8 protein-coding genes are annotated in these 12,485 nt (G+C 69.0%); 4 read left to right on the top strand and 4 right to left on the bottom strand.

The genetic code is table 11. The features are described 5' to 3' along the window. Positions 1 to 37 precede the first annotated feature (37 nt). Positions 38 to 2,200: a glycogen debranching protein GlgX gene (gene glgX, locus NVV99_RS17830; RefSeq protein WP_024101410.1), complete on the top strand. Its 2,163-nt coding sequence runs from the start codon at positions 38 to 40 to the stop codon at positions 2,198 to 2,200. 27 nt (positions 2,201 to 2,227) lie between these two features. Here the strand turns inward: glgX and NVV99_RS17825 are convergent, their stop codons facing one another. The 3 genes from NVV99_RS17825 to ctaD form a co-directional block, all read right to left on the bottom strand. Beyond that, on the bottom strand, positions 2,228 to 3,070 hold the full coding sequence (locus NVV99_RS17825; RefSeq protein ID WP_006554579.1) for a peptidyl-tRNA hydrolase: 843 nt from the start codon (positions 3,068 to 3,070) through the stop codon (positions 2,228 to 2,230). Continuing rightward, the gene (gene serB, locus NVV99_RS17820) at positions 3,063 to 4,292 is read right to left on the bottom strand and encodes a phosphoserine phosphatase SerB (protein ID WP_024101411.1); all 1,230 of its coding nucleotides are present in this window, start codon (positions 4,290 to 4,292) and stop codon (positions 3,063 to 3,065) included. The genes NVV99_RS17825 and serB overlap by 8 nt, the downstream gene beginning before the upstream one ends. 172 nt (positions 4,293 to 4,464) lie before the next feature. After that, positions 4,465 to 6,225, bottom strand: a complete 1,761-nt coding sequence (gene ctaD, locus NVV99_RS17815) for a cytochrome c oxidase subunit I (protein WP_024101412.1) — start codon at positions 6,223 to 6,225, stop codon at positions 4,465 to 4,467. 270 nt (positions 6,226 to 6,495) lie between these two features. On the opposite strand from ctaD, the gene NVV99_RS17810 reads away from it, so the two are divergent. Genes NVV99_RS17810 through NVV99_RS17800 form a run of 3 tightly spaced genes read left to right on the top strand, consistent with a single transcriptional unit; the run spans position 6,496 to position 9,131 of the window. After that, complete coding sequence (locus tag NVV99_RS17810; RefSeq protein WP_006550399.1) at positions 6,496 to 7,503, top strand: ABC transporter substrate-binding protein; 1,008 nt, start codon at positions 6,496 to 6,498, stop codon at positions 7,501 to 7,503. 55 nt (positions 7,504 to 7,558) lie between these two features. Next, positions 7,559 to 8,608: an iron-siderophore ABC transporter substrate-binding protein gene (locus tag NVV99_RS17805; RefSeq protein ID WP_024101413.1), complete on the top strand. Its 1,050-nt coding sequence runs from the start codon at positions 7,559 to 7,561 to the stop codon at positions 8,606 to 8,608. Between the two features lie 49 nt (positions 8,609 to 8,657). After that, positions 8,658 to 9,131 (top strand): NUDIX domain-containing protein, encoded by a 474-nt coding sequence (locus tag NVV99_RS17800; protein ID WP_024101414.1) that lies wholly within the window; start codon positions 8,658 to 8,660, stop codon positions 9,129 to 9,131. On the opposite strand, the gene NVV99_RS17795 is transcribed toward NVV99_RS17800, so the two are convergent. Next, positions 9,125 to 12,361 (bottom strand): arabinosyltransferase domain-containing protein, encoded by a 3,237-nt coding sequence (locus tag NVV99_RS17795; RefSeq protein WP_080678470.1) that lies wholly within the window; start codon positions 12,359 to 12,361, stop codon positions 9,125 to 9,127. The two genes, NVV99_RS17800 and NVV99_RS17795, sit on opposite strands and share 7 nt — an antisense overlap. Between the last annotated feature and the right edge of the window lie 124 nt (positions 12,362 to 12,485).

Raw genomic sequence — 12,485 nt, 5'->3', positions numbered from 1 at the left:
TTACGCCCGAGCCCGAAACGCGGCAGGATCGGTTCCCGTGTCGTCCTCCGCATCCGAATCTGCTGTCGTGTCCGGCTCGGTCGCGCTCCCCGACCGGGCCGCCTTCCCGCTCGGCCCCACCCCGGTCGACGGTGGGACACGCTTCGCCGTCCACGCCCCGCACAGCGACCGCGTCCAGGTCTGCCTCGTCGACGACGACGGGAACGAACACCGCGTGGACCTGCCCGACCGCACCTACGGGGTCTGGCACGGAGTGGTCCCCGGCGTCGGCGCCGGGCAACGGTACGGCTACCGCGCCTACGGGCCGTGGCAACCGCAGTGGGGGTTGCGTACCAATCCGCACAAGATCCTGCTCGACCCGTGGGCCCGCCGGATCGTCGGCGACGTCGGTGATCCGGACCGGCTGATCCCTCACCAGGGTGACCCGTTCGGTGCGATGTCGAGCACCGACTCGCTCGGCCACACACCTCTGTCGGTGGTGACCCCCGTCCTGACGCCCATGCACGACAAACCCCGCGTGCCGTGGGAGAACACCGTCGTCTACGAACTGCACGTCGGTTCGTACACGGCCCGTCACCCGCTCGTGCCGCCGGAACTGCGCGGCACCTATCTCGGACTCGCCCACCGGTCGGTGATCGACCACCTGGTGGGGCTGGGAGTGACGACGGTCGAACTGCTCCCCGTGCAGGCCTTCGTGACCGAGCCGTCGGTGCGTGCGCGGGGGATGCGCAACCACTGGGGCTATTCGACCGCCTCGTACTTCGCGCCGCATCCCGCCTACGCCGTCACGCCCGGCAACGAGATCGCCGAGTTCCGAACGATGGTCGACGCCTTCCACAGCGCCGGGCTCGAGGTGCTGCTCGACGTCGTCTACAACCACACGTGCGAAGCATCGGTCGACGGTCCGAGTCTGTCCTGGCGCGGTCTCGACGCGCCCGGCTACTACCTGCTCGACGCGCACGGACGGGACATCGACCTGACGGGGTGCGGCAACACCCTCGACGCGTCCTCACCGATCGTCGTGCGGATGGTGTGCGACAGCCTCCGGTACTGGGCGGACGTGATGGGGGTGGACGGCTTCCGCTTCGACCTCGCCAGTGCGCTGGCCCGTCCCCGCGGTGGGGCCTTCGATCCGCGAGCGGCACTGCTCACCGCGATCGTCACCGATCCCGTCCTCTGCGACGTCAAGCTCGTCGCCGAACCGTGGGACGCCACCGCACACGGTTACCAGCTCGGGAACTTCGGCGCGCAATGGGCCGAATGGAACGACCGCTACCGCGACACGGTCCGCCGCTACTGGGCGGGACGTTCCGGGATCCGCGAGATGGCGTCGCGGCTCACCGGTTCGGAGGACCTCTACGACAGGAACATCCGGCAGCCGTGGATGTCGGTCAACTTCGTCACCGCCCACGACGGTTTCACCCTCGCCGATGCGGTCTCGTACGAGCGCAAGCACAACGACGAGAACGGTGAGGAGGGCCGGGACGGGTCGAACAACAACGAGTCGGTGAACCACGGGGTCGAAGGGCCGACCGACGATCCGGAGATCCTCGCCGCCCGCGACCGGCACATCCGGGCGATGCTCGCGACGCTGCTGTTGTCGACGGGCACACCGATGCTGCTCGCCGGCGACGAGTTCGGGCACACGCAGAACGGCAACAACAACGCCTACTGCGTCCCCGAGGACGTCCCCGTCCGCGACGCCTGGCCGCTGGACTGGGAGCACGCCGACCGTGCGCGAACGGATTACGTGCGCGAACTGCTCCGCCTGCGCACGCGCGTCCCGGTGCTGCGGCAGCGACGCTTCTTCGAGGGCCGCGCCCGGTCCGTGGGTTATCCCGATCTCGTGTGGTTCGGCATCGAGGGGATCGAACTCGACGAGGATGCGTGGCAGGACGACAGTCGCCGCACGCTGCAGGGCTGGGTCGACGGCTCGCAACTCGGCACCGTGACCCGCACCGGCGTCACTCTCGAGGACAGCAGCGGGCTGTTCGTTCTGCATTCGGGCGACGCCGCCACGGTGACCCTCGCCGGACCCGAGTGGTATCGCGGCAACATCGTGTGCGTCTTCGATTCGAGTGCCCCCGACGGCAGGCCCGCGGACACCTCCCCGATGCGGGTGGGAAGTTCGTACCCGGTCGACGGTCCGACGGTGCTGATCTTCTGGATCGCGGACGACGGACCCATCGAGCAAGGATGATCCACGGCGGCACGACGCCGGTGGAGGTCAGGCTCGTTCGTCGACCGTGCCGGGCACCGCGATCACGGTGATCGAACCCGGGGCCACCTCGGTGAAGCCCGCGTCGCGGACCGCGACGGCCGTGCCGGCTTCCACGCGGGCGAGCAGCTCGCGCCAGGTGGCCTCGTCCGCATCGCGGACGGCACACGGGAATCCGTCGGAAGCCCAAGCGCGTGCGGTGTCGACGTCCAATGCTCCGGCGAACAGCATCGCGGCGTGACCGACCTGCGCGGCCGCCTTGCCGACGGTCATCTCGAGGTCCTTCTGCACCCAGAGGACCGGAACGCCGTCCGCCGGTGGGGGCGGATCGTCGTGGGGCAGGTCGGTGCCACCGATCTGCAGGCGGGAGATGCGCGGGTCCAGTTCCCCCACCGGGCCGGGCACGAACGCCCGGGCCTGGGCACCGGCGTGGTCGACGGTGACTCCGTCGACGTCCTGCGCGGCACGCCAGTGCGCTCCGCGGGCGCGGCGGGCGACCTTCCGTATCCGCGCGTCGTTCCATGCGAGGAAGGGTTCCTGCCACGGACCGGGTTCGCCGTCCGGGCCGGGACCGACCCGCGGGTCGAAACACAGTGCCACGGTGGCCATCGCGGCGGCTTCGAGCACCGCACTGCGGGCGGGTGGATCGACCTTGGGGATGTGCAGCACAATCGGCATCGCCTGCACCTTCGCCGGATCCTCCGGGTCGGGCCGGTGCCCGTAACCGCGGGTGAGTACGCCGTGGCGCTCGGCGAAACCCGGATCCGAGGCCGGGTCGAAGACCCGATCGGGTGCGGCCTCGAAGACCGGCTCGGGCGCCGTGTCCGCGAAGTCGGGGTCCAGCTCAGACACTGCCGTCGATCGGGACGCGGCGCAGGGTTCCGTCGACGCGGTCGGCCGCCTCGATCTCCTCGCGGGTGACGCCGAGGACGAAGAGCACCGCATCGAGGTAGGGATACGACAGTGCGGTGTCGGCGACCTCGCGCAAGGCCGGCTTGGCATTGAACGCCACGCCCAGGCCCGCGGCCGAGAGCATGTCGATGTCGTTGGCGCCGTCGCCGACCGCGACGGTCTGCTCGACCGGCACGCCCGCCTCGTCGGCGAACTCGCGGAGGGCGCGTGCCTTGGCGGCGCGGTCGACGATGTCGCCGACCACTCGCCCGGTGAGCTTGCCGTCGACGATCTCGAGCGTGTTGGCGCGGACGAAGTCGAGTTCGAGTTCGTGTGCGAGCGGGTCGATCACCTGGCGGAAGCCGCCCGAGACGACGCCGCAGCGGAAGCCGAGCCGACGCAACGTCCGGATCGTGGTGCGGGCACCGGGAGTGAGTTCGAGCTGCTCGGCGACCTCGTCGATGACGGTCGCCGGCAGACCCGCGAGGGTCGCGACGCGTTGTTCGAGGGACTGCGCGAAGTCGATCTCACCGCGCATCGCAGCCTCGGTGACCTCGCGGACCTTGTCCTCGACACCGGCGTGCGCGGCGAGCATCTCGATGACCTCGCCCTGGATGAGCGTGGAGTCGACGTCGAAGACGATCAGGCGCTTGGAACGACGGGCGAGACCGCCGCGCTCCACCGCGATGTCGACGTCGAGGCCCGCGGCGAGTTCGACGAGGGCGTGCCGCAGCGCGGCGTCGGCCTCGACGCTGGTGTCGGGCGCGGTGATCATCAGCTCGAGGCCGGTGAGCGGGTAGTCGGCGATGCCGCGGATCGAATCGATGTTCGCGCCCTGGGCCGCGAGGGTGCGGCCCACCGATCGCAGCGCCTTGGCACTGACCGGGCTGCCCAGCACGACGACGGCGTGGGTCGAGACGGTGCGGGCGCCGCGCTCGGCCCCGATCTGGACGTCGGCGTGCATGCCGATGGTGGCCATCGCGGACTCGACCTCGTCCTGCATCGCTTCGACATCGGTCGGGCAGACGAGGAGGACACCGAGGGTGAGCCGGCCACGGATCACGACCTGTTCCACATCGAGGAGGTCGACGTCGTGCCGCGTCAGCGCTGCGAAGAGCACCGAGGTCACGCCGGGATGGTCAGGTCCGGTCACGGTCACCAGCACCGTGCTGTCAGACGCCACTACGTCTCCGATCGCTTGTCTGTCGAGGTACACACGGACGCACGCGCGTACCGGCTCGCTCGTTCATTGTTGCAGGGCGAACCGCCGCTCCCGTTCGCGGGTCCGGACCCACGGAAAGGCCGAAGCCCCACCCGGTGAACGGGTGGGGCTTCGGTCGATCGTCGATCTGCGCTCAGGCGCGCGGATGGTCGCCGGGGGTACGGTCGGCACCCTCGAGGACGTTGACGTTGTGCTTGTCGCTGCCCGGGCCGACGTGCGCTTCGGCGCGCATCTTCTCGACCATGTGCGGGTAGTGCAGCTCGAAGGCGGGACGCTCCGAACGGATCCGCGGCAGCTCGGTGAAGTTGTGCCGCGGGGGCGGGCAGCTGGTGGCCCACTCGAGCGAGTTGCCGTAGCCCCACGGATCGTCGACCGTGACGACCTGGCCGTAGCGGTAGCTCTTGAAGACGTTCCACAGGAACGGCAGCGTCGAGGCACCGAGCACGAACGCACCGATGGTGGAGATCGTGTTCAGGGTGGTGAACCCGTCGGACGGCAGGTAGTCGGCGTAGCGACGCGGCATGCCCTCGTTACCGAGCCAGTGCTGCACCAGGAAGGTGGTGTGGAAGCCGATGAAGGTCAGCCAGAAGTGCCAGCGGCCGAGCTGCTCGTCGAGCATGCGTCCGGTCATCTTCGGGAACCAGAAGTAGATGCCGGCGTAGGTCGCGAACACGATGGTGCCGAAGAGCACGTAGTGGAAGTGCGCCACCACGAAGTACGAGTCGTGCAGGTGGAAGTCCAGCGGCGGGCTCGCGAGGATGACACCGGTCAGGCCACCGAAAAGGAAGGTCACGATGAAGCCGACCGAGAACAGCATCGGCGATTCGAACGTGATCTGACCCTTCCACAGCGTGCCGATCCAGTTGAAGAACTTCACACCGGTCGGGACGGCGATCAGGAAGGTCATGAACGAGAAGTACGGCAGCAGCACGGCGCCGGTGGCGTACATGTGGTGCGCCCACACGGCGATGGACAGCGCCGCGATGGCCATCGTGGCGTAGACCAGACCGGTGTAACCGAAGATCGGCTTGCGGGAGAAGACCGGGAAGATCTCCGAGACGATGCCGAAGAACGGCAGCGCGATGACGTACACCTCGGGGTGACCGAAGAACCAGAACAGGTGCTGCCACAGGAGCACACCGCCGGTGGCGGGGTCGTAGATGTGGCCACCGAGGTGACGGTCGACGAACAGGCCCATGAAGGCGGCGGTCAGCAGCGGGAACACGAGCAGGATCAGCAGGCTGGTGATCAGGATGTTCCAGGTGAAGATCGGCATCCGGAACATGGTCATGCCCGGTGCACGCATGCACACCACGGTGGTGATGAAGTTGACGCCACCGAGGATGGTGCCCAGACCCATCACGCCGAGGCCGAGGATCCAGAAGTCGGCACCGACACCCGGGGAGTGGATCTCACTGGTGAGCGGCGTGTACGCCGTCCAACCGAAGTCCGCGGCACCGCCGGGGGTGACGAAGCCGAGCATGACGATCGTCGCGCCGAACAGGTACAGCCAGTAGCTGAAGGCGTTCAGGCGCGGGAAGGCGACGTCGGGGGCGCCGATCTGCAGCGGCAGGATGTAGTTCGCGAAGGCGAACACGACCGGCGTCGCGTACATCAGCAGCATGATCGTGCCGTGCATGGTGAACAGCTGGTTGAACTGCTCGTTCGACAGGAACTGCAGGCCGGGGACCGCGAGCTCGGTGCGCATCAGCAGGGCCATCAGGCCGCCGATGAGGAAGAAGGCGAACGAGGTGACCATGTACATGATCCCCAACATCTTGGGATCTGTGGTCGTGATCATCTTGTAGATGAACGAACCCTTGGGTCCCTGCCGCGGCGGGTACGGCCTTGCTGCAGCTATCTCTGGGACTGGCTGGGGCGCTACGGCAGTCACTAATCCTCCTGAATGCGCGCTCGACCTCGGGCTGGAGGCGAACGGTCTCTGGCTTGCGCTCATCGAATCGTAGACCCTGCCCGAAACGGTCGCCCTCCGGGTCCTACTCACTGTCGTACTCGACTCGCGAGGCTACCTGGAGCGGAGCCGACAACCACAATCCGAGGCTGTGCTGCACCTCACATGCAAGGGCGAGACCAGGTGACCCCACCACGCGCGAACAGCACGGGTTAGGGTGCACTTCCCCCCGCAATCACAGAAGGACGACCCGTGCCTGTTCTCTCCTCCCGACCAGCCCGGTTCGCGGCAGCACTGCTGACCGCCGGACTCCTCGTCGCCGGCTGCAGTTCGGCCGACACCTCCGACGACGCGACCACCGACACCGCGTCCGACTCGGCCGCCGGCTTCCCCCGGACCGTCGAACACTTCCGCGGTTCCACCACGATCGAGAGCGAGCCGACCCGCATCGTCGCGCTCGACACGAGCTATTCCGACGCCGTGCTTCTCCTCGAGGCACCTCTCGTCGGGTACGTCGACTACCGCACCGACGAATTCCCCGACTATCTCGGCGACTCGCAGCAGTACGCGACCGACGCCGTGTCCGTCGGCAAGACCGCGGACGTGAGCCTCGAACAGGTGGCCGCGCTCGAACCCGACCTCATCCTCTCGGCGGAGGTGCGCGACGGAGAGAACTACGAGGAACTGTCCGCCATCGCCCCGACCGTCTTCTCCCAGTCGACCGGACCGACGTGGAAGGACAACATCCGCCTCGTCGCGCAGGCCATCGGCAAGGAGGACCTCGCCGAGCAGAAGATCTCCGAGTACGAGGAGCGCGCCGCGGCCATCGGTGCGGACATCAACGCCAAGGCCGGCAACCCGACGATCTCGATCGTCCGCTTCGCCGGTGAACCGACGGCCCGGCTGTACCGCACCACCTCGTTCAGCGGCATCGTGCTCGAGGACGCCGGTCTCGCCCGCCCCGCGAGCCAGGGTCCCGATCCGTCGGATCCGTCGAGCATCATGAACGCCATCAGCCCCGAACTGATCACCGAGGCCGAGGCGGACGTCATCTTCGTCACCACCTACGACCTCGGCGACGGCAAGGCGCAGGCGGCGGCCGAACCCTTCGTCACCAATCCGCTGTGGGAGAACCTGCAGGGACGGAAGGTCGAGGTCGACGACAGCGTGTGGATGATGCCGGTGAGCATCCAGGGTGCGCACCGCATCCTCGACGACCTCGCGGACACCTTCGGCGTCGACCGTCACACGACCGGATAGCCTGAGCCGTCCGATCCGAGCAGCGTCCTACAGGAGTTGGTCCGACGTGTTTTCCGTGCACCGGTCACGAGCAGTGCTCGTCGCAGCCGTCGCTGCGGTGACGACAGCCCTGGCCGGATGCTCCACACCTCCCGACGACGACGCATCGGAGATCGTGCGCACCACGACCCGCATCGCCGGTGCGTCGGTCGTGGGCATCGACCGGGACACGTCGACCGCGTGCGCACTCCCCTCCCCGCTCGATCCGGGACAGCCCACCACCGGCACCCGGCCGGTCCTGCACACCGCAGGCCGGTCGGATGTGCCCGCCGACCCGCAGCGGATCGTCGTCCTCGACCCCGCGGCGCTCGACGCGGTGTGCGCCCTGGGGCTGTGGGAGCGCGTCGTGGGAGCGAGCGCCGAGCTCACCGGCCGGCCGGAATATCTCGGCTACGGGATCGGAGAACTCCCGCCCGTGGGTGCCGCGGGCAACCCGGACGTCGCGGCGATCGAGCGCGCACAGCCGGATGTGATCCTCGGCTCCTCCACCGCCCCGGACGTCTACGCCTCCCTCAGCGGCATCGCACCCACCGTGCTGGTCGGGTCCGATCCGGTCTTCTGGAGGGAACAGTTCGTGCGGGTCGGTGAGGCGCTCGGGCGCACGGAGGCCGCACGTCGCGTGCTCGACGACTACGCGACGGCCGCGCGCGATCTGGGCCGCGAGCTCGTGTCGTCCCAGACGCAGGCGTCGATCGTCCGGTTCACGGCCGACGGCCCGACCGTGGAGGGCACCGCGTCGTTCGCGGGGCAGGTGCTCGGCGACGTCGGCGCTGCCCGGCCCCCGGCCCAGCGGTTCGCGGTCGTCGACGGACAACCGTGGCAGGCCGTCGACACGGAGGACCCGGCCCCGGCGGACGGCGATGTGATCTTCGTACGCTTCGCCGGTGAGGACGGACTCGAGGCCGGCAAGGACTACATGCAGACCGACGAGTGGCTCGACCTCGGGGCCGTGCGCGACAACCGTCTGTTCTCCGTGACCGACGACGTGTGGTCGACCCCCGGACCGGTCGCCGCGCGGGCGATCCTCACCGACCTGACGTACACCCTCAACGGATATTCGAACTGATCGCCGGCTCGACCGGCGGCAGCACGCCTGCCGGTATAGAAACGAGGGCGTGCCGATACCCGATTTCGTCGTCCAGCTCCGCTCACACGTAGGAACCGCTCCCCTGTGGCTGCCGGGGGTGAGCGCGATCGTCACGGACGGCGACGACCGCGTCCTGCTCACCCGCCGCGCCGACAACGGCATGTGGGCCGTGGTGTCCGGCATCCTCGAACCCGGCGAGGAACCGGCTGTCGCCGCAGTCCGGGAGGTGCTCGAGGAGACGGGTGTCGCCGCCGAGATCGTGCGGCTGACGAGCGTCGACGTCACCGCACCCATCACCTATCCCAACGGCGACGTCGCGCAGTACCTCGACGTGTGCTTCCTGCTCCGCGCGACCGGCGGGGACGCACGCGTCGCCGACGACGAGAACCTCGAGGTGGCGTGGTTCGTGCCGGACGACCTCCCCGAGCCACTCACCGAGACGTCGCGTCTGCGGCTCGGGAAGGCCCTCGCCGGGCGTGCGGAGGCCTGGTTCCGTCAGTAGGCAGTGTTGATCGGACCCGGGCTCCACAGACCGCTGCGCGTGACCGTGGCGGTGTCGAGTTCCGCGGTCTCCGTCGACGGATCGATCGGTGTGTACTGCTCGATCGCTCCCCAGTCGCGGTCCCAGTCGTGATCGAGATACGACGGGATCGTGCGGGCCCGCAACAGCTGGTCGGTCCAGCCGAGAGGACCGCCACCGTTGTGGTCCTGCCACAGATCCGTGGAGATAGCACCGATCCGGTCCGGCAGGATCCGGTACTCGGGGATCTCGGCGATGCCGTTGCGGTGCACCATCTGCCGCTGGCACGGGAAATTGAGACCGACAGCCCAGTCCAGCAGGACCGGTGTGTCGCTCCCGACGACCTGCTGCAAAGTCTGCGTCTGCGGCACGCGCGGCGGGGTGAACGCCAGCCACTGTTCGGGCGCGAGATCGTTGTCGGAGGCGACGATCCGCACCGCGTCGACCTCGGCCGGCAGCGTGTCCATCGGGACACGCAGATTCCTCCACGAGGGCGACGGACCGATGTCGATCGGCAGCGCCCGTCCCAGCGCGGTCACGCTGCCGTCGGCAGCGGTGGTTCCGTATTCGAGTTCGAGTCGCTGACCGTAGGTTTCGGTGCCGTCGGCGTCGACGGAGAAGATCCGGCCGGCCGCGGCGATCGTGACGAGATCCCCACGCGATCCGGTCGCGTCGGGCTCGGGCAGCCGGAACCAGGCGCTCGTGACGTCGCCGAGGGACGATCCGTGGCTGCCCAGCACCGGCGTGGTCACCGGATCGAGGCCGAACGGCAATGCGACGGTGCTGCCGTTGATTCCGACTCTGCCGGTACCGCCGCCGGTGCCACCGGTACCGCCGGTCGAGCTCTGGTCGTCGTTCGTGTCGACGGTGTTGGCGGTGCCGGCCGAGGCCGAGTCGTCGTCCGGGGTCAGATCGAGCGCGACACCACCCGGCGTGAACCCGTCCCCTCCCCCGGCATCGAGAGCGGAGGCCGCGTCGGCGCCGATGGGGGTGAGCACCGAGGCGTTCGGATCCGTTTCGAGCAGCACGTCGTTCGCGAGCGCACACGAGTTGCCGGTGAGCGTGTCGACGTTGGACCGTGCCACCGAATAGCCCGGGTACTGCGAGATCGCGCCCTTGGCCAGTGACAGCACCTCGAACAGCACCATCGCCGCGGCGGCGACGGTCAACGGCGGCACCGCCCACAACCGCGACGGGGTGTCGGTGCGGGTGGAGGCGACGGGGTGGATGTGCCACCACGCGGCCAGCAGCAACGCGACGACCGTCACGGCGAAGAAGACGGTGGAGAAACCGAATCCGGCGACCGACGGCGGCTTGTCCCACCACGGGACCCCGTAGCTCGAGACGTACCACCAGCCGTTGGGGCCGATGAACGACATGGTCACCACGAACGACACCGCCGCGGCGAACAGGGCGCGGTTGCGTCGCGAACGCAACACCGCGGGTCCGGTGGCCACGGCGGCGAGCATCGCCACCGCGGCGGCCAGACCGGCGTAGATACCGAAGTGGTGGGTCCACTTGGTGGGCGCGAACATCATCAGCACCAGCGCGCCGAGGGTGATGCCGACGATGCGGCGGGACGGTCCCTGCGCGGTGCCGGGGATGTGCCCACCGCGGCGCAGCATCGCCACGATCGCCACCGCCAGGCACAACACCAGGGTGAAGACCGCGAACCTGCGGGCCAGCGAGCCGTCCACGGTGATCTGCAGCAGGTACTGGTAGCGCAGATACTCCTGGAACCACGGCACGTTCGGACCGACGCCGTGCACGTGCTGCATCTCCAGCACCGCCGCGAGGGTCTGGTCGGCGAAGACCGGCACCAAGATCACCAGTCCGGCCGCGAGCATCGGCGTAAGTACCGGCAGCCATCCCAGGGTCTGCGCACGCCGATGGAGGATGCGGGCGATCGGGCGGGCACCGGCGATCAGCGCAGCGAAACAGATGATGCCCGACGGTCCCGCGGTCACGGTGAGCGCGGCGACGAGGATCGCGGCCGCCGCGGGCAGCAGACGCCGGGTGGCGATCGCGCGTTCGACCGAGCACCAGGTGAGCACGACGCCCGTCGCGACGATCGGTTCCGGGCGCAGTCCGTTGTTGAGCGGCAGCCAGAACGCCAGGAACACCAGCGCCCCGGTCCACAGCGGCAGCCGGTTGCGGCGTAGCGCGACGCCGAGACGCGGAGCGACCTCGCGGCTGAGCACCCACCAGCACAGGATTCCGGCGGTCAGTGCCGGTAGCCGCATCCAGACGCTCGCCGTCGAGACCTGGGTCATCAGGGCCAGAACGTCGTAGAAGGGGGTGCCGAAAGGTGCCTCGGGCACACCGAACCACCGGAAGTAGTTCGCCGTGTACCCGGCCTCGCCCGCCGCGCGGGCCATTCCGAGCTGGTAACCGTCGTCGGCGGTGTTCGCCCCGATGACGTGCCAGACGAGCAACGTTCCGACGACCAACGCGTCGATACGGGTGAACGACCACCACGACGCCGGCAACAGGCGGCGGTGGCGACGACCGTCGGCACGGTCGAGCCGGGCCAGCGTCCACAACGCCAGTGCCGTGGCGACCACCGCGACGATCATCGCGACGATCTTCAGCACCGTCGGAGACGTCGTGAAGCGGGTGTCGACGGTCGCGGTGACCGAGACACCGTCGAGTGCGGGACCGGGCAGGTCGGTGAAGATGCCGACGAGCTGGGGCCGCAGGTCTCGGTCGAAGGTCCGCTCCCCTGACGCCGCGGCCGAGCCGGTGATCGTGGCGACGGTACGTTCCGAGTTCGAGGACAGGGTGACCGAGCAGTCCCCGGCCAGGTCGTCCACCGGCGCGGAGGCGAGCAGTGTGTTGCGGGAGATCACCTCGAACACCGCCGGCCCGTCGTCACCGGCCGGCCGGACACGGGCGATCAGCCCGTAGCGTTCACGGTCGGGAGCTCCTGCGGGAAGTGTGGAGAAGACGGTGCCGCCGTCCGGCAGCGCGTCGCGCACGGACCGGCACTCGATCGTGGCGTCGAGATCGACCGGTGCGTAGGACACCAACGGCGCCGAGATGCCTGCGTTGCTCTCGCTCTGCGGCCAGTCGATGGTCGCAGTGGTCTGCGTCACGGGCAGGAACGGCATCGCGATGGATGCGACGATCCCCACGACGGCGGCGAGCACCGCCCACAGACGGGTCCGCTGCTCGACTGCCCGCCCGCCCGACGGCACGCGTTCGATTGTCACCGCCCGAGGCGAGCCCGACGCTTCTCTTGTCTCGGTCACGAGGAGCGATGCTATCGGGGACGGGCCGGGCCGCGAAAAGCACGCGATCCCGCACACGGGCGCTGCTGCGCCGGTGTACGGGATC

The organism is Rhodococcus sp. PAE-6, assembly GCF_025290685.1.
Classification (GTDB): domain Bacteria; phylum Actinomycetota; class Actinomycetes; order Mycobacteriales; family Mycobacteriaceae; genus Rhodococcus; species Rhodococcus pyridinivorans.
Note: the sequence above shows the minus strand (reverse complement) of the source record. Positions and strands in the feature narration are given on the sequence as shown.